Source organism: Psychrobacillus sp. MER TA 171 (assembly GCF_023713305.1).
In the GTDB taxonomy this organism is placed as follows: Bacteria; Bacillota; Bacilli; order Bacillales_A; family Planococcaceae; genus Psychrobacillus.
On the sequence record NZ_JAMAWN010000016.1, the window covers coordinates 33,006 to 55,291 of the forward strand.

General features: G+C 35.1%; 19 protein-coding genes and 1 pseudogene. 4 read left to right on the forward strand and 16 right to left on the reverse strand.

The features are described 5' to 3' along the window. Positions 1 to 78 precede the first annotated feature (78 nt). From M3627_RS14435 to M3627_RS14460, 6 genes are all read right to left on the reverse strand, one after another. Positions 79 to 1,182, reverse strand: a complete 1,104-nt coding sequence (locus M3627_RS14435) for a Ger(x)C family spore germination protein (RefSeq protein WP_251556242.1) — start codon at positions 1,180 to 1,182, stop codon at positions 79 to 81. Next, a complete protein-coding gene (locus tag M3627_RS14440; protein ID WP_251556244.1) occupies positions 1,169 to 2,275 on the reverse strand; it encodes a GerAB/ArcD/ProY family transporter in 1,107 nt (368 codons plus the stop codon). The genes M3627_RS14435 and M3627_RS14440 overlap by 14 nt, the downstream gene beginning before the upstream one ends. Next, entirely contained in the window at positions 2,272 to 3,600 is a 1,329-nt protein-coding gene (locus tag M3627_RS14445; protein ID WP_251556245.1) for a spore germination protein, read from the reverse strand. Before M3627_RS14445 ends, M3627_RS14440 begins: the two co-directional genes overlap by 4 nt. A 175-nt stretch (positions 3,601 to 3,775) precedes the next feature. Then, entirely contained in the window at positions 3,776 to 4,609 is an 834-nt protein-coding gene (locus M3627_RS14450) for a hypothetical protein (RefSeq protein WP_251556246.1), read from the reverse strand. A 166-nt stretch (positions 4,610 to 4,775) separates the two neighbouring features. Further along, a complete protein-coding gene (locus M3627_RS14455) occupies positions 4,776 to 5,204 on the reverse strand; it encodes a hypothetical protein (RefSeq protein WP_251556247.1) in 429 nt (142 codons plus the stop codon). Between the two features lie 2 nt (positions 5,205 to 5,206). Then, positions 5,207 to 5,398, reverse strand: coding sequence for a helix-turn-helix transcriptional regulator (locus M3627_RS14460; protein WP_251556248.1), 192 nt, complete (start codon positions 5,396 to 5,398; stop codon positions 5,207 to 5,209). 224 nt (positions 5,399 to 5,622) lie between these two features. Between M3627_RS14460 and M3627_RS14465 the strand changes: the two genes are divergently transcribed. Continuing rightward, the gene (locus M3627_RS14465; protein ID WP_251556249.1) at positions 5,623 to 6,552 is read left to right on the forward strand and encodes a hypothetical protein; all 930 of its coding nucleotides are present in this window, start codon (positions 5,623 to 5,625) and stop codon (positions 6,550 to 6,552) included. A 356-nt stretch (positions 6,553 to 6,908) separates the two neighbouring features. Here M3627_RS14465 and M3627_RS14470 read toward each other — a convergent pair whose 3' ends face one another. Beyond that, a complete protein-coding gene (locus tag M3627_RS14470; protein ID WP_251556250.1) occupies positions 6,909 to 9,314 on the reverse strand; it encodes an ATP-binding cassette domain-containing protein in 2,406 nt (801 codons plus the stop codon). 291 nt (positions 9,315 to 9,605) lie between these two features. Between M3627_RS14470 and M3627_RS14475 the strand changes: the two genes are divergently transcribed. Continuing rightward, entirely contained in the window at positions 9,606 to 10,247 is a 642-nt protein-coding gene (locus tag M3627_RS14475; RefSeq protein ID WP_251556252.1) for a 2OG-Fe(II) oxygenase, read from the forward strand. Positions 10,248 to 10,477: 230 nt separating this feature from the next. Here M3627_RS14475 and M3627_RS14480 read toward each other — a convergent pair whose 3' ends face one another. Further along, positions 10,478 to 10,726 carry a hypothetical protein gene (locus tag M3627_RS14480; protein WP_251556254.1) on the reverse strand — a complete coding sequence of 83 codons (249 nt, stop codon included), beginning with the start codon at positions 10,724 to 10,726 and terminating at the stop codon, positions 10,478 to 10,480. Positions 10,727 to 10,843: 117 nt separating this feature from the next. Here M3627_RS14480 and M3627_RS14485 point away from each other — a divergent pair, with 117 nt between their 5' ends. Both M3627_RS14485 and M3627_RS14490 read left to right on the forward strand, forming a co-directional pair. Further along, on the forward strand, positions 10,844 to 11,830 hold the full coding sequence (locus M3627_RS14485; protein WP_251556255.1) for a DnaB-like helicase C-terminal domain-containing protein: 987 nt from the start codon (positions 10,844 to 10,846) through the stop codon (positions 11,828 to 11,830). Positions 11,831 to 11,920: 90 nt separating this feature from the next. Then, positions 11,921 to 12,094 (forward strand): annotated as a pseudogene (locus M3627_RS14490) (2OG-Fe(II) oxygenase); the annotation flags it as partial. 142 nt (positions 12,095 to 12,236) lie between these two features. Here M3627_RS14490 and M3627_RS14495 read toward each other — a convergent pair. The 8 genes from M3627_RS14495 to M3627_RS14530 all read right to left on the reverse strand — a co-directional run bounded on the left by M3627_RS14495 (position 12,237) and on the right by M3627_RS14530 (position 21,992). Beyond that, positions 12,237 to 13,313, reverse strand: coding sequence for a PDDEXK family nuclease (locus M3627_RS14495; RefSeq protein ID WP_251556256.1), 1,077 nt, complete (start codon positions 13,311 to 13,313; stop codon positions 12,237 to 12,239). A 93-nt stretch (positions 13,314 to 13,406) separates the two neighbouring features. Next, positions 13,407 to 16,019, reverse strand: coding sequence for a DEAD/DEAH box helicase (locus tag M3627_RS14500; protein ID WP_251556257.1), 2,613 nt, complete (start codon positions 16,017 to 16,019; stop codon positions 13,407 to 13,409). Further along, positions 15,979 to 17,247 (reverse strand): hypothetical protein, encoded by a 1,269-nt coding sequence (locus M3627_RS14505; RefSeq protein ID WP_251556258.1) that lies wholly within the window; start codon positions 17,245 to 17,247, stop codon positions 15,979 to 15,981. Before M3627_RS14505 ends, M3627_RS14500 begins: the two co-directional genes overlap by 41 nt. Further along, entirely contained in the window at positions 17,237 to 17,917 is a 681-nt protein-coding gene (locus M3627_RS14510) for an OmpA/MotB family protein (protein ID WP_251556259.1), read from the reverse strand. The genes M3627_RS14505 and M3627_RS14510 overlap by 11 nt, the downstream gene beginning before the upstream one ends. 2 nt (positions 17,918 to 17,919) lie before the next feature. Next, the gene (locus M3627_RS14515) at positions 17,920 to 19,848 is read right to left on the reverse strand and encodes a MotA/TolQ/ExbB proton channel family protein (protein WP_251556262.1); all 1,929 of its coding nucleotides are present in this window, start codon (positions 19,846 to 19,848) and stop codon (positions 17,920 to 17,922) included. Positions 19,849 to 19,996: 148 nt separating this feature from the next. Continuing rightward, on the reverse strand, positions 19,997 to 21,115 hold the full coding sequence (locus M3627_RS14520) for a DUF4145 domain-containing protein (RefSeq protein ID WP_251556264.1): 1,119 nt from the start codon (positions 21,113 to 21,115) through the stop codon (positions 19,997 to 19,999). 97 nt (positions 21,116 to 21,212) lie between these two features. Beyond that, a complete protein-coding gene (locus M3627_RS14525; protein ID WP_251556266.1) occupies positions 21,213 to 21,356 on the reverse strand; it encodes a hypothetical protein in 144 nt (47 codons plus the stop codon). A 48-nt stretch (positions 21,357 to 21,404) separates the two neighbouring features. Further along, positions 21,405 to 21,992, reverse strand: coding sequence for a hypothetical protein (locus M3627_RS14530; protein ID WP_251556268.1), 588 nt, complete (start codon positions 21,990 to 21,992; stop codon positions 21,405 to 21,407). Positions 21,993 to 22,286 lie beyond the last annotated feature (294 nt).

Sequence of the window (22,286 nt, forward strand, 5' to 3'; positions counted from 1 at the left end):
CCGATTTAATACATTAGTTCTAATTCAACTATATACTTATTGTACGTTTCTTTCTATGATATAAATCACACGTCATATTCATTGAATAGTTCCTGTATTTTTTAGTGAAATATTAACGGTCAAATCAATCGGCAGCTCCGGGTAAGCCTTCTCCCATGTTTTAAATATATCCTTTTCATATAACTGCATCGTTCGATACCGGAGTCCAAATCCAAAGGGATCCAGCTTATCTTCCTGTAGCATAGTAAAAAGCTTCTCCAATTCTTTTTTAATCTCGATAGAAGCAAGTTGGTTGTAGTTATCTAGCTTATCTAAATAGAGTCTTTTATTTGACTGACTGATGACACCTGCCATCGTCACATCAACTTTAATAGACGTCGGCTGGTCACCTTCCTTTAAAACTTTGTACTTCATCTTTACCTCTCTCATATTGAGCGACAGATTTAATTCTTCTGTTTCTATCTTAAAACTATAACCACCCATATTATTGGCAAGTGCGTTGAAATTTCTCGTTTGGCTGGAGGATAGCTCAAAGGGCTCCTTTCCTTCCCGCACGATGAGTGACTTATTAACAATGAGCTGAGTCCCCGGCTCGTTTGATTCGATAATAGGGAGCACTACATCTATTCCTTCACCGTAAAAGTCTCTTCTAAATTCGTACAAATATTTGGAAACGATATACGGACTTTCAGTTCCCATATTGCCAAAAAATTTAGTTAGCGGGGAGGCAACAGCTGATTCTCCCTTGGGTTCCGTTCGAAGTATCTCCTCTGCCGAATCCTTTGTGGCACCTACCCAAGCAATGGTCTGGATGTCCCCTCTCCTAAACAAATAATCCATAAAATCCTTTATCTCTTCCTTTAAAAGCTTTTCATTAATAAGAATGACTTTAGCATGGCCGAATTCCAGCACCTTATCTGTATGAGTCTCTAGAATCCGTATGGCGTCTTCTAAATTCTCTCCTTCATGGACCAAATATTGATAGCTCGGCTCCTTTTCTTGTTTAATCGAAGAGACGGGAATGGCTAGCTTCAAGGTCACTTTGTATTTATCGCTATCTTCTTCGGAAGGATCGATACCAATACCCGTAACGAATATTCGATTATCAATATCCTTAAAACCACAGCCTGCTAAAAAGCTACAAACAACCAGAAGGATTACTAAACCTTTAATCTTGTCCATTTGACTTTAACCTCCGTTTAGCTATGAGCAGGCTGCTGATAAGAATAATAAAGAATATCGGAAGGATATTATAAAAGAAAATAGAAAATTTAACGAGCTGGTATTCACTAATCTGTCTCGTTGTGACTAGTCCAACAATCGCAAAAATCAATACAATAACATAAGACGTCAGGTTTCTTTCCTTCCACTTCAAACGTTTCACATGAATGATGCTTTCAAAAAGTTTTAAGGAAACATGCCAGTGAATCAATAAGCTGATGAAAGCCACCCCTAAAAAAATAATGACAAAGATGAAGATCAATCGTTCAATGATTCCAAATTTTAACCGTACGGCATCACTCGTAGTAACCCACGGAAACGTAAGATTATCGATTTGTTCAAACCCATTAAAGCCAATAGGTAGGAAATAGGTTGTAAATAACGTGAATGCCCCAATTATAATAAGGATAATTGCCTCCCTTAAACCTGCCTTCTTAGTAATCTTCATAAATTTATTAAAGATCGTAATATTGACAACCCCTATAAATATATAAGTGGCGGCTGAATAGGAATCATAGCTAGGGAGATTATTGATATGTGTAACGGCCACCTTCACAAAATCCCAATCTAAGCGTTGATCGGTATATACTTTCATAAGTAAAAAGAAAATCACGGGTAGGAACATAACTACTACAATTTCTGTTGTATATAGAACGCTCTTCTCTTTCATTAACACACCGAAGGAGATGATTAGGATGAAAGCAAGCGCAGTAATGGTTATCGACGTCTCGTAGGATATAAAGGTATTAAACAGCTGTACATACGTTACAAGTGTTATCAGACCAGCAAGATACCAGGAAAAAGCAAAGTAAATGAGTAGGGGATAGTAAAACCATTTCGACATACTATTTTTCAATATTTCGGGATAGCTCATCTTTGGAAAATAACGAAACAGGTTAATTACTATTATGGTAAGAAATGTACCAGCAAAAATGGCGATTACCATGGACAGGATAGCCCCATTTTTACCTTCACTCATTAATATCCTTGGTACAGAGGCAATGATATTCGTGACCATGGTGACAATGATGAAGTAGTATAAGTACCTATTCATTTTTTACTTGGCACCTCTATTTCCGTTTTCTCGCCTTTCCAATACATTTTTAAGTAAGGCTCTCCAAAGCTTCTTTTGTTAGCAAGGAACATAATAAGTCCTAAGGACCCTAGTATGAGGCCTAATGTGCCAAAGAGCGTTGTATAGATGATGAGGAGGTATCGACAAATACGAATCGCGAAGCTCATTTCACTAATCGGAATAACAAAGCTGGTAATAGCCACGGCTGACACGATAATAATCATAATATTAGAGGTTAAAGCTGCTTCTGTAGCTGCAGTCCCTAAAATAAGCCCTCCAACTGTCGTCGCTGTCGCACTAATGGCCTTTGGAAGGCGCATACTGGCCTCGATAAGAAACTCCATGAACAATAGCATGAAAATAACCTCGATAAACGATGGATAAGGAACTCCTAGCCTGCTTCCAGCCACAGTAAGTGCTAGCTCCGTCCGAAGAACATCTGGTGTATAAGACGTCACCGCCACATACAGCGCGGGCAATATAAGACAAATGACCAATCCAAAATAACGAAGCACCAATGTAAACGTGGTAATCCAAAATGTGTGATAGCTATCCTCCATGGAAAGCATGAAATCAAAAAAGACGATTGGCGCTATTAGCGCATGGGGGCTACCATTTACCATTAAGACCACTTTACCAGTTGCAAGATTATACGATATTCGGTCCGGTCTTTCGGTTAAGATCAATGTGGGAAATAGAGAAATCTTGGAACCATTGAGATGGAGCTGCAAATCTCCAGCAGACTGGATAAGGGGGACATCTAATTGATTTAACTTCTCCTGAATATTTTTAAGCACAGACTTCTTCACTGTCTTCTCATCATAAATAATGGCTACCTCCTGATGAGTCTTTCCAGGCAGCTTGAGCATTTCAAATTTTAACGTTGGCTCATGATATCGTTGTCTGATAATGTTCAAATTCGTATCGAGATTCTCACTTAAAGCAAGCTGCGGGCCATGTACAGTTGGCTCCATGATGATTTGCTGTACCGAATCTGAATTGACTAGCTTTATATCGAGAAGAAAATACTGCCCCTCTATCGAGAGCAAAACAACACCCTTCGTCAGCTCCACCTGCAGCTCTTCTCCAGCTTTCATGTCTACTAGCTCAGGCAATGAGTCAATATAAGACGTAAAGCTCTTATTTGATTTCATCTCAAAAAAGGGCTTAATGACTAGACTGTGTAGGACTGCACTATCTACAACTGACTTCAAATAGAATAGAAATACTATATTCCCTTCGATTTGCAAAGGCTTAGAAATGATATCACTTGAAGGCTTAAACTTTTCCGAGAGCTCCGTCATCAGGGTAGGAAAATTTGATTTTTCCATGTCATCCAAGTTGATCACCTTCACCTTCGTTTAATACGTTTAGGGTAGCCGAGAGGATGAATTTTTAACCGTATGTTTGTACAAAAAAACACCCGTTCAAAGACGCCTCCATGCTTGCAATGGTCTGCTTTGAATAGGTGGTTATCATTTAATAGATTTCTGGAACACTTGTTAGTCCGATTCCAGTATGATGAAGAAACGCCTTGCCAAAATTTTTCTCCTTTTCAGCGTCCCTCAGTATGTTATCTATAATGCCAGTACCGTACTCCTCTACTACGTATCTGATTGTCAAATGAGCTTGGAGATAACCGTTGCGCTTCGTGTTTTCTTCATCTCCAATACCAGCTATTTTAGCGCTAAGAGAGCTTAACGGGACTGCCTCTACCTCTAAACGAGGAGATACCTCCCCATCATAGCTCATATACTCCCCTAGCCCTACAAAGAACCAGGTTGGAATATAGGTAGAGTCTAGCCTAAGCTCAGACAGTCTTTGAACTAATCTATATTGGGTATAGTCATGTATCACATTCTTGTATAGTAAATCAGACGGCTCCATCTCACTGAAAATCGCCCTCCGATCCTCAGGAAATATAGCAATCGAATCGTACTCAGGAATCCCATTATTTTGGAAGAAATGGCTCAATCCAAACAATTCGAACCTATCCTCCCTATTCGGGAAAATAATCAGATCTACAGACTTATCTAATGGTCCCAGAACCTGTTCATTACGCTCAATACCTTCCTCTAGCGCTAGCTTCGCAGTGGGCAATAAACCCTCGTCTGCATCGACATAATGGATGGTCACATGCGCTACATCCACCTTTTGATAGTCCTTTAAAAATTCAGCTATTCTCTCTTCTTCCTTCTTATCCTGAATATAGCCTGCAACTGCATTAGGGATTAATCCAAATAACGGCTGATGAATATAAAAAGCAACAAAACAAACGAAGACGAGATAGAAAGCATATTTGCGCATCATCATTTAAAATCAGTCCTTTAAATTTTGGTACGGTGAAAGAGTTTTTCCCCCTAAACCAACCTAAAGCAGATGGTATCATGCCATCTATTATTCTATCAGCGCTCAACTTTGTCAATTTTTACAAATAAAAAAACCCCTATCTCAATGGAAACAGGAGTGTGATTTACGTTTATAAGTCGGCATTCTTTTGAACAGACTTTCTAAGAGAGATAGAATTCATCACGAACCATAGTATCCCAGCAATGAGGGGAACCATCACACTATCGAGCATCGATCTTCCCATTAAAATAGAGAGAAGACTCATCCCTACACAAAAGGCTATGGAGCTTAATAGATTCCGCTTTTTAGCAGCCCTTACCTCATCTGCTGTAAAGACATTTGCAAATTCAATGCCTGAAAATATGTACCTAGCTAAAGAATAAAATAGAAAAAATACAAAAGGGATCAGCAGTAAAAATAGAGGCTCCATGTCTGTATATAGATAGACAGCAATCATAACAAATGAAAGGATAAATTGAAGGATTGCCCCCTCTACTAATATCTTGGAAATCACCTTTTGTTTATATTCATCAGTCGAAAGCCATTGTAATATGTGCATATCTATTCCTCCCAAAATAAATCATTTAATGTTTGATCCAGCTCTTTCGCAATCGCAATACATAATTGTAACGTCGGATTATAATCCCCTTTTTCAATTAACCCCACTGTTTGACGAGTTACCCCAATTTTATTTGCTAGCTCAGATTGCGTTAAGCCCTTTTCCATCCGAGCAATTTTCATACGATTAACCATAAATGCCTCCGAATTGAATGTAATATATATCTGTCATTTGTAATTTATATGTTACATTCTGCCGATGGAGAAGTCAATGTATGTTTGTATACTTGGTGGATGCATATTAATAGGAAAGAGATATATTAACGAAAACGCGAATACCTTCCAAAAAATACAAATATAATTATTTTATTTTAAACACTATAATTATTAACTGAGCACATGGAAAGGATTTGTTAAAAATGGACATTGTAGATAAGTATGAAGCGCTTGTTTTGAAAGTTTTTTTTGAATCGTATAATATACCAGAGGAAGTATCTCAGAAAGTAAGTCTAGATATAAAAAATCAACTTTACTCAATTCTAAATATCTGGGAGGACATAGAGAATAGACGAGCCATTTTAACGATTGGTTTGGAAGAAGCTACTTATTTTGAACCTTTCGATGCTTCTGTAGAAATTAAAGCAATGGTTGTAGTTGCAATTAGAAACAGTGAATTTGAAAATTTAGTAAGTACCAATGAAGGTGCAATGATATATGGCTTTAAAAAATCACCACTTACCGATATATCTGTGAAAGAATTAACTATAAAATCTATTCATTTTTTTAAAAATATAGATTTGAATTCTCTCTTAAGTGATTTATCAAAAGAAAACAATTTTTATATGAATTTATTAAACGAGTATCCTAGGACTGCAACAGCATTAAGACATATCGGAACTTGGACTAATAAAGGAATCAGCTTTCCAAAAGTATTATTAGAAAATGAAGTGAAAAGTAACATTATTGACTTTTCTAATATGAAAAATAACATCCTCATCAATCAAAGGGAAAATTCAGATATACAGAGTGGCATAGATCCATCTTTTAGCGAAACTCTATTAAATATACTAAAAGAATTATCATATCAAGAGTTCCCAATATTTCACAGTGATTCATTTAAGCTCATAACCAGAAACATAGAAAAACTTTTTAAAATCATAGAGTATATTTTAAATATTGATGGAATTATTGTAACTAATAATTTTTTCATTTCAAATACATATGTCTCTAAAAGAAAAGAACTACTAAAACCTGCACATAACCACTCAGACCACTTAAAAAATTTGAATAATTTAGAAGGATTAACAAAGACACATTTAAAATATCTTAAATTGTACATTAATAATTGAAATTACAAGATATTAAAAAGTTAATTATTTAACTCTAAGAAAAGAATGACAGCTGTTGTTCTTTTCTTTTTACTATTATTGGATACATGTACTCTTCAACAAATTAAATTATCACGTTAAAGTAGAAATGAAATATCTTCCTCTTTATATTCCCTCAACTTCATGGATTATCCATGAATGTATTTCTTCACTAATAAAGCCGTACTGCTTTGTTATCTGTGTTACGGCTAATAAAGGGGAGAGGGTGACGTCTATCATGCATTTCGATTAAGGAGTTAGACTGCACCTTTGCACAGCAGAATTCACTGAAAATGGAAGCCCTTTACTAGTGTGCTCCCATTTTATCTTATGAAATATTATAAAAAGGCACGAAAGATAGATTCTTCATTCTTTTTAAATTGTGCTGGCGTCCCTGTCGCAATAATATTGCCGCCCTTCACGCCACCTTCTGGACCCATTTCAATGATCCAATCCGCAGCCCTTATGACTTGTTCATTGTGCTCTACAACGATGACGGTATTTCCTGCATTGACTATGCGCTGTAACAGTACTAAAAAATGCTCGATATCAATTGGGTGCAGCCCAGTGGTTGGCTCATCAATTAAGAATAGCTGCTTTCCTTTTTTTACGGTCAGTAGTTCTTTTGCCAGCTTTAATCGTTGCCCCTCCCCGCCAGATAAAGTCGTTAATGGTTGTCCTAATGTGACATAGCCAAGCCCGACCTCTTGTAATAGGTCTAATATTTTCGTTAGCTTTTTATCCGCTTGAAATACCTTGCCCGCCTCTTCAATCGATAAGTCCAGCACCTGAGAAATGGAGTAATCATACAGCGTTACCTCTAATACTTCATCCTTGAATCGCTTACCATTACATGCGGGACAGACGAGTTCTACATTATCAAAAAATAGCATATTGCTCGGTACGACACCTAATCCCTCACAATTTTCACATCGTCCACCTGCTGTATTAAAGCTGAAGTGTTTGTTTGTGAACCCCTTTTCCTTTGCTAAGGGGACTTTGGAAAACAACGTGCGGATGATTGAAAAAGCATCCGTATAGGTAGCAATGTTAGAGCGCTTCATCTTGGTAATGGGTGATTGCTCGACTGTAATGACCTGATTGAATTGGGAGAGGTCACGCTCCATCAATACATCAAATACGAGTGTCGACTTGCCTGATCCCGATGCACCTACAACTGCGGTAAAACAATCCATCGGAAACTGTGCCGTCACATTGTTTAAATTATATTTAGTCACATCTTCTATTACTAACCATTCATTCGGCTGTCTTGTATGTTCATTTACTTTCGCATCCTTCTGCAAATATTGTCCTGTAACAGAGCTTTCCATAGCCTTCATTTCTTCTAGGCTTCCGATGCCGATAACCTCACCGCCGAATTTCCCAGCACCAGGGCCAATATCGATGATCAAGTCTGCAGCTTTCATCACATCTGGATCATGCTCGATAACAATAACTGTATTGCCTAAATCTCGCATATTTTTTAATAGCTCGATCATCCCTTGCGTGTCCTTTGGATGCAGACCGGTTGTAGGTTCATCTAGCAAATAAATAACTCCAGTTAAAGTGGAATCTAATACAGCAGCGAGCTTTATTTTCTGCTGTTCGCCACCTGATAAGGTATTCGTTTGACGGTCTAAGGTTAAATAGCCGACACCCACTTTTAAAATACGTTCTGTTTTGGTTTGGATATCTAAAAGAAAGTTGTCCACATATCGCTTCTGCTGTTCCGAAAGCTGCTTTGACACTTCCTGAATCCATTGGGACAACTGTTCAATCGAATAGCTCACTAATTCCGGCAGACGCTTTTCACAAACGGTAACGCTACGACTTTTTTCATTTAATCGTTCCCCATGGCACGCGGAACAAAGCGTTGTCACAAATTGTTCTGCAGGAACCCCCTCTATTCCTTTATCAGCGAGCTTTCGCCAAAGCATTGGTTCAATCCCTTCAAATCGTCCATCGGTCACATTTTTAGGAACACCCTTTTCCACATCAAGCTGTGCCGCTTCGGCTCCTTTGTAAAGCAATGCTTTATGCTGCAGGGACCATGTAGCAACCGGGCTAGTTAAAACGGCTTCTAATTGATAAAACTGGAACGCGTTTTTTAAAATACCTTGTACATATTTTTGATAGCCCTTATCTAAAAATAATAAAGCTCCATCCATAATCGATTCTGTTTCATCGATAATGGCGTTCCAATTTATTTGAATTTCTTCACCAATGCCTGAGCAGGTTGGACAAGCACCCTCCGACTTATTATAGGAAAAATGCGTTCTTGTAAGTAACGGCTCTTTCGTCTGGCAATTGGGACATTCGACAAGCGATACATATTTGCCATCGATATTTTCGAACGATTCCTTCCCATCATTCTGATAGTAAGCGTGATGACAACTCTCACATATACGACGGCTAATTTTTTCAAACATTACACGTAGATCCGTATAAATATTGGTCATCGTCCCCACAGTGGATCGCGGATTTTTGTTTGTATGGTGCTGATTGATTTGGATAGCTGGCGATAGATTTGATATATGATCTACCCCTGGCTTTTGAATGCCCTGGTAGCCTGTTGCCTCTAAATACTGGCGCTGACATTCCTTGTAGAGAGTATCCATTACGAGCGTCGATTTACCTGACCCCGAAACACCTGTTACACAAACCAATTTGTTTCTCGGAATTTGTAGCGATATATTCTTTAAATTCCCTTCATATGCATTTTCAATTGTAATCACTTGAGTCATGCAAACACCTCGATCATTGTTATTTAACCAATATAACATAAGGATACTCAGGTTTTCGTTGCTGGTGTTATAGTGGAGGGTTACTGAATATTTCCTCCCCTATACCATTAAACTATCTAAAAAATAATCACAATAAAATATTCTGAAATTTTAGATTCATATAAATTATATGATAAAATTGAATAAAATTAATTCCATTAAAAGTAATAAAATGACATATTTATCCTACTTACAAGAAAATAAGAAATTAATTCTATATGTACAAAAATAAATATATGAAGAGGTGTTGTGATGTTAATAACGGAAAAGAAAGAGCAAACGATTTTTGATCACATGGGACATAAAATAATGACAGATAGAGAGATTGATATAGTCGCTAGATTAGAGGAACCGTTAGTAGTGGTATTAGGAAATATGTTAAGCCACGAGGAGTGCGATGAGCTGATCAGATTGTCGATGGACCGAATGAAACGTTCCAAAATTGGAGCAACACGCGAAGTAAATGAGCAGAGAACAAGTAGTGGTACGTTCATTGAAGAAAATGAAAACGCGATTGTTGCTAGAGTCGAAAAAAGAATCTCAGCTGTTATGAATATACCTATTGAACACGGAGAAGGCCTTCAAATCCTTCAGTATACCCCTGGTCAGGAATATAAAGCTCATTTTGATTTCTTTTCATCAACAAGCAAAGCAGCAAATAATAATAGAATTAGTACCCTTGTCATGTACTTAAATGATGTAGAAGAAGGTGGAGAAACCTTTTTCCCTAAGCTGAATTTCACCGTAACTCCTAAAAAAGGGATGGCCGTTTATTTCGAGTACTTCTATAATGATCAAACTTTAAATGAATTGACTTTACATGGGGGCGCACCAGTCATTACTGGTGAGAAGTGGGTTGCTACTCAGTGGATGAGGAAGCAGAAGGTTAGATGAGATTGTTTGAAGAAGTGAAGGTTTCAATGAAAAACAAATATTAAAGGAGCAGTTTAACCGGCTCCTTTATTTATTTTAAGGCGTTTGGATACACCATTGCCATAATAGACAAAGCTTGTATCCTCTAGCTTGAGTCTTATCAAAGTTATTCCATACAAAAAAGACTATGCTTGATAGGTTATTTTCCTATCAAGCATCAACCTTCGCTTTAAATTCATAGAATATCTATTTTATTCTTTCCTCTTTAAATCTTTGTATAGTCCTTCCACGTAGTCACTGACAAGTTTTATATGTTCTGCTGACATTCTATCTATCGATTGGAGTAAGTCTTCTGTCATCACTTTTGTCACACTAAGTTCTTCGCAGTCGTCAATGTACCTTTCCATAACCTCTTTTAGTGTGTATGTTACGAAGTCTGGGCTGTTCTTCTCTATTTCAAACAATCTGAAGTTTTCTAGTTCATCTGCAGTTGGCATCATTATCGAGTTATATAAAAATATTGATTTTCCAAAATACATAGTTAACTGAACCTACGTTTTACAACATCTCTTAGGTTAGGTATCATTAATGCATTAAAAGAATTTGGGGGAATAAAAATGGATGAAATAAAAGAATTGAAGAATAAATATAGTCTTCAAAATATTCTCTTAGAGAAGTTTGATAAAACAAACTTTGGAGGTCACTCCCTAACTGGTATTCCAACAGGTTTTAGCATGTTAGATAGACTACTTAATGGTCTTCAACATGGGGACTTAATTATCATTAGTGGATTATCATCAATGGGGAAAACTTCATTCTCATTAAATATTTGTGCAAATGTAGCCTCAAAGACAAATACATGTGTATCTTATTTCTCACTCGCTACCGATAAAAATAAAGTCATAAATCGTTTGCTTGCTTCAGAGAGCAACTTAGACCTAAATAAAATCCAAAGCAACAGATTTGATAGTGATGAATGGAGAAAACTAACACATGCAATAGGAACATTACAACAATCAAATCTCTTTATTTTTGATAACATCAATACTTGCGTAAGCGATATTGAGCAAAAAGTTAATGAATTAAAAGATAAAACTCCTAATATGCAACAACTCATTGTAATAGATTATCTTTCCCTATTAGATACTGATGATTTGCAAAATCGATATGAACAAACAAGTTTTATAGTAAAACAGCTTAAAAAACTATCTCGCAAGTTAGACTGCCCCATTGTCCTTGTGGCGAATTTGTCCAGAAATTACACTCGCCGCTTAGAAAAAAGTTTCCAAAACCAAAAAACTCCTCGTCTTTCAGACTTAAGGGATAGCGGGACGATTGAAGAGGATTCTGATGTGGTAATTTTCTTGTCTAAAAATACCGATATTAAACAAGACGCAGAAAATTTTTCTAAATTAATTGATATTGTGGTTGCTAAAAATACCGATATTAAACAAGTTGCAGAAAATTCTTCTGAATTAATTGATGTTGTGGTTGCTAAAAATAGAAATGGACATATTGGAACAATTCAACTTATGTACCTTAAAGAATATAGTAAATTCTTAAATCTTGATCCAAATGACTTAAATTCACTCCTTTCAAACTAAAAAAAGACCAATGTAATTTTAGTCCTCTTATCCATTCACCTCAACATTTATTTCGTTAGTAGTTAGTTGATTGTAGTGTAGACTGCGAACTTCTTTCCTAAACTGAATCTTACCGTAACTCCTAAAAAGGGCATGGCCGTGTATTTCGAGTATTTCTATAACGATCCATCTTTAAATGAATTAACTCTATATGGAGGTACACCAGTGATCACTGGTGAGAAGTGGGTTGCCACGCAGTGGATGAGGAAGCAGAAGGTAAGATGAAATAATAAAGCTAATTTGTATTTTTGTAACTCTAAATATTTTTACGATAGGTGTCTGCCTCCCTAAATATTTTGAACTATAATCTATTAGAAACCCCTTTCAGTTATTGAAAGGGGTTTCTATTATAAAATTAGATGTTTTATTAATCATTACTTCCCTTTAATTTGTTAATAAACTCAAAGTATTTAATGAAAACTTCAATATAACTTTGAACACGTTCCTCTAAGGGTATATCCGTATCTAATTGAAATTTTACAATTAGTCTAAACCAGTCTTTATTTTTTACACCTTCACTAAATTCAATAGGGAATCCTAATGTTTGTTGTAATTGTGAGTAGTAGTTTTCTGCTATCCTTTTAATCTCATTTGTTCCTTCAAACTCATGCGATTCCAACGAAATTGTAGCAGTTCCATCTTTTTTATAACCAAAAACGAAATTCCAAGGTAACCCTAAAAACCTATGACCTTTAAAATAATTTCTCCTGCCACCATATCTACCTGAATAATTGGTTTGAGTCGTAATGGATTGTTGAACAGCTTGTAAAAATTCTACAACATTCTTGTCTCCTTGAATGGTTCTTTTCTGCTTTTCCGCTTTTTTCGTAATATAATAGTCCTCTAACTTATAGGGAGGAATAATTTGTTTAGTATCAATAATTAATTCATCATTAAATTTATAAGGCTTTATCGTCACACATTTAATATCAATATTATTTTCATATAACCAAGTACATACAGAAAGAATACGTTTATCAAATTCTTTTCCCACTATAATGATTCGTTGCACACCATTTAACGTGGAATTTAATTCCTCTTCATCTTCCACCTCTAAAAATTCTAATAATGCTTCTTTTGCATTCACATCCTCTTGATGTACAGCTAAATAATCTGTATAAATGTCTAATAAATCTTGTTGACTGAGTCTAGCACAATATGAAGCATACTTTAGTGCTTGGAAATCAACATTACTACCTGACGTATCTCGTTTTACTTCAATTACAACAACATTACCATCTCGATCAAGAGCTAATAAATCTAATCTCTCATTTACTTCGAACTTATCATACTCATGTCCGATAATTAGTAAATCCTCTCCTAAAATTTCAGGATTTTTTCTAATCCATTCTTCAATATGCTGTCGCTCCCTTATCTCATTAGTTGCAAAATTGGTTTCAGGAATTTCCACAAGTTTATTCTCTTGAGCATCTAGTCTATACAACAGTCCCACTCCTCCTATTTCTAATAGTTTTGCGATTTAAATTTATAATGTTATGCTAACTAGTAAAGTCAAATTTCTTGAATGTATTAAATACTATTTCCCGAACGACTCCACAATTTCTTGTTGAAAAGACTTCGTATCAAAAGGAATTATGACGTTTTCTGCTAGCTCTGATTTGTCCGTTAACAATTGATGCATAATTTCTTCTACTGTGCCATTTGGAAAATTATTTTTATCCTGTGTGATGATTTGATATACATAGACGTCTTTTGTTTGTCCAATCCTGTAGGCACGATCCGTTGCTTGGTTTTCTACTGCTGGATTCCACCACCTTGTGTAATGAATAACATGATTGGCGCTTGTTATTGTTAATCCTACTCCTGCAGCTTTTGGTGAAAGTATCATCACTCCAAATCCAGGTTTATTATTAAAGGATTTTACAACTTCAGGTCGATGCTTAGTATCTCCATTAATTATAGGGACTGAAATACCATACTTTTTGGTTAATTCATTTTTTAGTATGGAATGAATTTTACGAAACTCAGTAAATATTAGTACCTTTTCGTCCTTTATTTTTATATCTTCTATATGCTTTAACACTTGTTCTAGTTTGGGTGAGTCATATGTGTTTATTTCTGGAACTACACCTTCAAAAACACCGGGATGAGCATAGAGCATTCTTAAATCACTAATTACATTTAAAATCATTGATTTCCCTGCTTTTACCCCGCTCATCATCGATCCAGCTAATTCTTGTTGAATCGATGATGCTTGCACGTAACTAGGTTCTAGAATATGCTTTCCAGGTAATTTATCCTTTAAAACCTCAGCTTTAGTTCTTCTTAAGTAAAATGGGAAAAGTGTTTCCATTAATAAGTCATAGTTTTGATTTTTAACAAATAAATTTCTAAACTCGCTTAAAGACCGCATAGCGCCTGGTTGAACAAAGTCCATTATTGTCCACAGCTCCTCTAGGGAATTCTCAACTGGTGTTCCTGTCATCGCTAATCTAAAATTCCCCTGCATCGCACGGATTGCTCGCGACCTGTTAGACGAATTTGACTTTACATTTTGAGCCTCATCCGCAATTATGCATTCGAACCGAATCTGTCCAAATATCAATTGATCGATTTTAAGTGTGTCATAGCTAATAAAAATTAACTGTTTTGTCTCTAGTAACGATACATTCCTTATTCTTCCTGATCCTTGATGAACATAAATTTTGTCAGAAAGTATTGGAGCAAATTCACTAATTTCGTTTATCCAGTTATCGATTAAGGCAATCGGTAAAACGATTAGCGTGGGGAAAAGTTTTCCTTGTTCATACTGTCTCAATAAAAACGTAATAACTTGAATTGTTTTTCCTAACCCCATATCATCAGCTAATAGCCCACTCTTCCCACTATCATAAAGCGAACAAATCCAGCTATAACCTTCTACCTGATGGTCAAATAAATTAGCTTTTAATTGATTAGATACTGGCTGCTCTATATATGTTTTTGACTTATCCGCTTCTAGCTGAAACTCTAATTTATCCTCATTTTTTATAATATCTAAAACCATATTAGGAATTTTTTGTTTTTCTTCTTTAGCAAGTAACCCAAGCTCTCTCTTTAGGGTATTATCAGCATAAACCCATGCTTTTTTATAATTTATAAATGACTGATCAGGATATTTAGAAATTTCGTTCCGTAATTCTTCTTCGTTAATATCAAGTTCTTTGCCTGATTCGTCATCAAACCATTTGCGTTTGCCATTAACCATTTGCATTCTAGGTTTAGTAATTTCTACAAAGCCAACCACTCGCTCAGAAAATTTCTCTAAATCAAATAAGAATTCATGGTCTGGAAAAAGTGACAGCGGATTTTGAAAAAACTGAGGTATCTCTTCATTTTTTAAATACTTTTTCTTTTGAAGTATTTGAACATCTTCCCGAACCGCTTTACTTGCTTCGTACCTTTCACGCTTTGTTCCTATTCTTATAGATGATTTCATTGAATTACTGTTAAGGTGTTCCGTCTCTCCCTTCGTCTGACCAACTAACTGTAACTCCATTAGATCATTAGCAATCAGCCTAGGTTGTACTTCATAGGAGTCAATATAATGATAGTTTTCTCTTTTTAGGAAATCGTCTAACTGTATATTTGCTTCAACTGCAAGCTTTCTAATTTTCGCCGTTTTTTCGTATCCACTTTGAAACTCATCGAGTTGTATAGCTTCATAAAGCCTCCAAATTTCTTCTGAGACTATATAGGAAGCATCTTGTGTCTTAATGAAAGGATAATTAGTCTCAGCAATTTGTTCTAAAACTCTGTTTCTCATATCCCTTAGAGTTAATACAAATTTGGGTTCATGTGCAGGAGAGCCTATTATCTCAATTTGTCCGGAAACAGGAAAAACCTCTGTAGGCAAGCCGAAGTTGCCTAAGAGGATACGTTGATCTTCATTATCGAGCATGCTATAAAACGTATCGATTGTCATTTGTTCTTTATAATCGATAAAGTCGCTTTCAAATAGCTCTTCATATACAATATAACTTTCAAACCCTTCAAGTTGGAAATATTCTCTAAATTCCACATCCTCCAAGGGTAGCTCCAAAGTTATTTCATTCTTTCCTTGTTTTTTAAGAATTTGAAGCTGAATACGATTCCCTAATGCAAAATAATTAGATTGTAATGTCGTTTTTGCTTTCTTGAAGAATCGCATCGCGATCAACCTCCCAATTCAAACTTATACGTAAAAAATCATTAAAGTTTTTTTGCCAATTTCCAGTGTGAGTTAACCACCCTCCACTTACTACCTCTTTTTTATCCATCAGCATAGGTCGTCTGAGGTTAAAGTCAAGTCTGCCAAACATTTTAAATGCTCTACTCTCTAGTGCATCTCTATATCTCTCCACTATAGTTCCAAATTTTCTTTCAAAAGTGTTTGCGGTATAAACGTATACGGCACCTTTGTCAAGCACTTCCATTACTACTACATCATCGAAGTAAAATAGAATCGTTTTTTCTTTCTCGATTACAAGTGCATCCTGCATCTTAGGAACAAACTTTTCCCAATAAACAAAGCGTTCATGTTCTTTGTTAATCCCTGAAAAGAACTCTCTAATATTTTTTCTTAAATACCATTGATGAAATTCAATTTTCAATTCCTTCTCCACATTTGTCCATAACATAGGTTGCTTTTTATAGGTCCCCATCTTCTCTAAGATTCGCACACTTATATCCTCAAGCCCATATACACTTCCGGATTTGATAAACCCAGAAACTAGTAACTGGGCTGTTAATGAATCGGATTTATGCAGATATTTCTTAAACAAATCTGCTTCATTGTAGAATAATGTTTTAGAACCTGATGAAAACATCTCTATTATGATATCCTCATAGATTTTATGACTTTCAAGGATAAAATAATCCTGAAGTATATTTGTAAAAGGTCTTTCTCCCTTATTTATAACCTCACATATATGTTTGACATGAGAATTTTCAATTAGAATAAACTTAGACCATACCTCTTCCTTTTCTTCTGACCAATTTCTTCCTATAGAAGTCCTGTTATGTTGAAAAGATAACTTCACTATACTCCAAAATGGTTGAAAATTTCCGCCTCTATAGCATTGCTCGATCAAGTTATAAAACATTTGTCTTTTTAACTGAGCTGTAGATGCCATTTTTACAATTAATTGTTCCTTTTGAAATCTTTTTTGCACCATATTATATACAAAAGGAAGTAATACGCTATCACGAGTATTTAAATCATTAACCCATTTTATGAACTCATTTTCTGGCCTTTCTTTAATTATGCCTATAGCACCACGTAATCGTTCCAATCGATTTTGAATGATATCTGAATCTAAATCATTTGTATCGATTTTTTGTGTAATTTCTTTCCTAACCCATTCTTTAATGTGTGTAGGTCTATATTCAAATCTCATCCTCGCTCACCAACTTTTGGATTTCTTGAATCCTCTCATCTTCTTTTAGACGAAACAGAAACTCTACTCTTCTAGACTTTTCAGGGTCATACTCACCTTGTTCATTTGTAAGTGGTACCGTAAAGCTCCTACCATTTGAAGTAATAAACTCTTTAGAAAGGTCCTTTTCCTTAAAATTTGGGAACTCCTCTGCATAGATAGTTTCTACTACTGAGAATGCCCTGTTTTGAGAAAGCGATAAGTTATATAAATAAGTCCCTTCATTATCAGTATGGCCTTCAATGATTATATTGGAGATTTCATCTTTGAAGCGGTCCTGAAGGATGATCCCGAAGTATTTCGGTACAAATTGTTCTAGGAACTCCTCTCCACTTTCAGAAATATTGTAGGAACCAAATTCATACAAAATACTCCCTGGAAAACGAATTGCTCCTGTTTGTTCATCAACTTCTATTTTTACATTTGAATCTTTAAATTCGTCTGTTAACGCTGCTATGATATCATTCTTTACGTTTGTAACTTCTTCTATTTGCCGTTGTTTTTCAGAAAGATCATCTCGATAATCTAATATGACAACTGCAAGAAGAAGAGTAAATACCATCAATAATGCGCTCATTAAATCTGAATATGACATCCAATAATTTGTTTCTGTTCTTCTTCTGTTTCGCATTATTAAACCTCAACTTTGTGTTCATTCAAGGTATCTATAAATTTCCTCATAGCATCAGTCATTTCATCCTGACTCTCAGTATAAGCCTCTGACATACTCTTGAAGTTATTAACAACCGTTACCAGCTCTTTGTCAAACAATTGGAAGGTAGTTGTAACACCTGATTCAATATTTCTAGTAAATTCTTTCAATGAACCACTTAACTCACTACGTGTTGCCTCAAAATCTCTTGATGTTGATTCCCATTGTTCTTTTGAATATTGAATCTGTTTTGTATTCTCTAACAGGCTTGTTTCTGAAAGACTCACAAAATCCCTTAAGTAATCTAGAACTTCATCATTCCATTTCGATAAGTGAGGAGTTAATTCATTTTGTATTTCTTGCGTATTTCTTAACTCAGCCGATAAATGATCTAAAGAAGAAGCTGCTTCATTCATTTCTTTAACGATTGGCTGCATGGTAATAATAGATTCTTTTGTCAGATCAATGAGAGTATTATTCTCTCTAGAGGATAGGAGATACTGTTGGGATGCATTAGATAATTGTTTTGACAATTCTTCAAAACGACTGGAGACTATCGTTGCTTTTTCAACTAATTCATCTAATAATGTAGACTGCATTTGTTGTAAATCATTTCCGAATTGTTCAAAACTACTTACTAAATTACCCGATTTATTCATGAATTCACTATTCTGCGTCATAATTGCCTGTTGTACCGGTATTTGATCAAGATTTAATTGTTGTATTTCTCTTAGTGTAGAAGCTAGATTACTTAAGTCGCTAAAAGATTGATCATATGATTCTTGTGTAGATTCAATCCCTTTAGAAAGGGAAGAGAATGATTCAACTATATTTTCAGTTCTACTAAATAACTTTTCTTGATTCATAGAAGCTATTTCTAATTTTGCAACCACATGTTGCACGGAATTTAGCATATCTGTTTGTGTTTGTCTTGAAATATTCATCATTTCAGTGAACTGTCCTATAGTTTCCTGTGTCTCATTTGTAATACTTCCAATAAGTTTTTCGGTAACATCATAGCTTTGGTTTTTCAACAATGCTAAATGCTCTTTCGATGTATCTGCTTGTTCTCTCAGTTGTTCGTGCATCTTACCAAAAGATGAATGAATCGTATTGTTTCCCTGCTGGACGGTTTGTACAAAAGGCTGCATCACATGTTCCAGTGCATCTGTTAAAACTGTTTTCAATTGATCCGATTGCTGCTGTGTAATCTTTTCCAATCTGTTCAAAAATATCTCTTCATCATCGGCGTTTAAAAGTAAAGCTAATTCATTGGAGTGCCACTCAATTTCTGCTTCTATTCCTTTAGATATGAAGCGGTCTACAAATATCCAAATTATCGACAAAACTACTCCAAGAACAGAAGTATAAAATGCTACCTGCATCCCCCCTATTAACCCACCAATACCTATACGTAAAGCTTCTGAGTCAAGAACATTTAGTCCAGATAAACCCATAGACAATCCAATAAAAGTACCTAATACCCCTAATGAAGTGTGTATTCCGCCACCGAAGTCTAAAATATGTCGTTGACCAATCGCTGAGTACATGGCCTCTAAACCAAAAAATGGCTCTGTTCTTATTTTTTCTCCTGGTTTCTTCTTTGTAATTCGATCATAATATCTATTCCATTGCTTTGCATAGTTGGAATTAGGAGAAACGGTTTGAAAGATGGAGTTAATTTTTATATTTAAATTCATCTCATCAACATTTTGTTCTCTCAATAGAAGTAGTTCTTTTCTCACAATACCCATCGCTTGTCTTTCTTTATGTTTTGTAAATAAATGTACAGCGATTAAAAGCATAAACACTAAAACTTGAACAGTTAAATATATCCCTGTAAACATACTAACTTCTAGAGACTGAAAGGCCTTAAATATCCCATCAAACAAATAAAATAAAAACTCCAAAATACTCATCCATTCTATTAATTTATATAAGAATATTCTACCATATTAAAAAGTAAAAAAGAATCACCTAGTAACAAAAAAATCCAACATACCCATTGGATAATAGGTATATTGGATTTATTATATTTATTCTAAACCAGGAAATTTTTCACCCACTATGATGTTCTTGTTTCTCCTTGAGCTGTTCAAACAATTTCTCAATAGTACCAATACCAACATTCTCATATTTTGCTAGAATAACTAGTTCCTTTGGTAATTGCCCGACCCAACCCATTTGGTCTTCCTTTAACTGCCTCAGAAGATTTGGCATTCCGGAAAACTCATCAGAAGTTAATGGTATTTTGGATAGCTCTTCCGTAACAACTATATAATCCTCTTTAAAAAAGAAGAATAATTCTCCTGGATAATTTAAAACCAACTGTCTTCTTATTTTCTCTTCCTCAATATACGTTTTTAACTCTTCAAACAAGTTTTCATTATTCTTTTCCGTATATCGCTTAACATGATGGTGTAGACCTTCTAGATTATTTGGTAGCTCACTCATTATTCGAGCTTGCTGCTCTGCTCCAAGCCTAATAAGAAATGTCTCTGATATAGCAAACCTTTGAGGCAACAAGAAAGCATCACGCAGAAAATACGGAATTTCAAGCTTTTGATCCTTATATGTAATTGTACGAATTGTTGTAAAGCCTGGCTGCTCAAATTCTAATTTAGTTGCTGCTACCTCTGCTTCCGGTGTTATTACTGAATCTACCTTAGGTTTTTCCATAGATGATATAAGTAGGTTTTCCAAAGACTTTAGACGCTCTTCAATTTCTGTTATTTCATATGGTTGTTGTGCTTTTAGAGTAGGATCGTGGTATGGAGGAACATTGATGTCAACTGGTCCATAAACCTCCACATACCACTTGACTATTTGATAGACTGACTCCCATGACAATAATGCTTCTGAATAACGAAACATTCTAGTATCGTGAGCAGCTTGATTTCCAGTCTGACGAACAAAGTGTAAAGCATCTCTAATTTCTGTCGTCAAATAACCATTTTGATTCAACAAGTCAATCCTATCTTTCAAATTCGTCCATTGCTCATCAGGCAGTTTTTCCTCTCTAATCACTTGTTGCAGGATATTCTCTACAAATATTCTTGCATGCGTGAGCATTGTTCGAGGGCTTGTGAAAATACTATGTTCAAGTTCGCGTGCAACTAATGCAAGTTCTTTTGAAATGGGTTCAAGAAATTGATAAAAATAAGATGATTTTTCCATTTTAAGTCTCCTGACTTGAATTTCTTTATTAACTAATCAGCATTACTTCATAGTCTATTCTTTATAGGATTAACTATAAAACATAATCAACTTAATTTCACTCTTTTATAAAAACCACCTGTTTCCCTAATTGAACGGATTCGGTCTTATATCCTGCATCCTTCCATGAATGAGCCTGTGTACGAGAACCAATTAATGTGATTACTCCACCATAAGCCTTCCACGTCGATAATTTGCTCATGGCCTTCCCCTTTAGAATGAAATTAAATATCCTGATACTAAATCTACTTTATTTTTTTCGCATTCTCTTCAGACCATGTCTAATATTATTTCCATTCCCTGTTAAAAGCTCATTCCTCTTACGTCCACCATCAGTGTTTTGACTCCAACTGAATCTATTATTATCACATTCTATAAGATCCTTTTTTAGTGCATTCTGATTAGGAGAGGATTTTTTATTCCATCTTTCCATTATTAGTTCTTGGCTGGAGGATAAGGATATATCTATATAAAAATCATTTAGTAAGGGAGACCTAATGTGAGCCCTACTCTCAAAATATCCAGCTGATAACCCATTAAAAGCTTCTCTAAATATTGTTATTACTATCAGCTGTTTGGGGGCATCTACTTTCATTTTAATAAACCCCTTTTTATTAATAACATCTTCAATTTTCACAATTGCTCCCAGTTTATGAATAATATTAATTCGAACATACATCGAATCCATTAAAGGTATAAACCCATCCACCGCCGAACCCTGTTTATAAGTAGAGAAAAATATATTACTCTTATGTAAATCTTCTAATTGATTAAAAAACCCCTGGAAACTAATAGATATTTCAAAAGCATCTTGTTTAGGCATATGTTTTATTTTCATTTCGTTTTCCACCTTCTCACGAAAGAGACTTGTGTAGATTTGAAATAGTTTAATGAAATCTAGTTTCATCTTTTTACAAAATTATCTTAATAAATCTTTTTAATATTTCATACAATCTATTCAACCAAATTAAACTTACATTATTATCCCATATTTTACAGTAAGTAATAGTATAGTACAAATTAATATTTTATTTACATATTATGTTTTATAAATAAACATTTAGATTATTTTTAAGAAATAAAAAAGAGGCTGGGACAAAACTAGCTTCTAATATTGGAAAAGAGAAATTGA

Coding starts and splice junctions, on each gene's coding strand:
- M3627_RS14435 (WP_251556242.1), bottom strand. CDS start 1,182: ATGGACAAGATTAAAGGTTTAGTAATCCTTCTGGTTGTTTGTAGCTTT.
- M3627_RS14440 (WP_251556244.1), bottom strand. CDS start 2,275: ATGAATAGGTACTTATACTACTTCATCATTGTCACCATGGTCACGAAT.
- M3627_RS14445 (WP_251556245.1), bottom strand. CDS start 3,600: ATGACGGAGCTCTCGGAAAAGTTTAAGCCTTCAAGTGATATCATTTCT.
- M3627_RS14450 (WP_251556246.1), bottom strand. CDS start 4,609: ATGATGATGCGCAAATATGCTTTCTATCTCGTCTTCGTTTGTTTTGTT.
- M3627_RS14455 (WP_251556247.1), bottom strand. CDS start 5,204: ATGCACATATTACAATGGCTTTCGACTGATGAATATAAACAAAAGGTG.
- M3627_RS14460 (WP_251556248.1), bottom strand. CDS start 5,398: ATGGTTAATCGTATGAAAATTGCTCGGATGGAAAAGGGCTTAACGCAA.
- M3627_RS14465 (WP_251556249.1), top strand. CDS start 5,623: ATGGACATTGTAGATAAGTATGAAGCGCTTGTTTTGAAAGTTTTTTTT.
- M3627_RS14470 (WP_251556250.1), bottom strand. CDS start 9,314: ATGACTCAAGTGATTACAATTGAAAATGCATATGAAGGGAATTTAAAG.
- M3627_RS14475 (WP_251556252.1), top strand. CDS start 9,606: ATGTTAATAACGGAAAAGAAAGAGCAAACGATTTTTGATCACATGGGA.
- M3627_RS14480 (WP_251556254.1), bottom strand. CDS start 10,726: ATGATGCCAACTGCAGATGAACTAGAAAACTTCAGATTGTTTGAAATA.
- M3627_RS14485 (WP_251556255.1), top strand. CDS start 10,844: ATGGATGAAATAAAAGAATTGAAGAATAAATATAGTCTTCAAAATATT.
- M3627_RS14500 (WP_251556257.1), bottom strand. CDS start 16,019: ATGCGATTCTTCAAGAAAGCAAAAACGACATTACAATCTAATTATTTT.
- M3627_RS14505 (WP_251556258.1), bottom strand. CDS start 17,247: ATGAGATTTGAATATAGACCTACACACATTAAAGAATGGGTTAGGAAA.
- M3627_RS14510 (WP_251556259.1), bottom strand. CDS start 17,917: ATGCGAAACAGAAGAAGAACAGAAACAAATTATTGGATGTCATATTCA.
- M3627_RS14520 (WP_251556264.1), bottom strand. CDS start 21,115: ATGGAAAAATCATCTTATTTTTATCAATTTCTTGAACCCATTTCAAAA.
- M3627_RS14525 (WP_251556266.1), bottom strand. CDS start 21,356: ATGAGCAAATTATCGACGTGGAAGGCTTATGGTGGAGTAATCACATTA.
- M3627_RS14530 (WP_251556268.1), bottom strand. CDS start 21,992: ATGAAAATAAAACATATGCCTAAACAAGATGCTTTTGAAATATCTATT.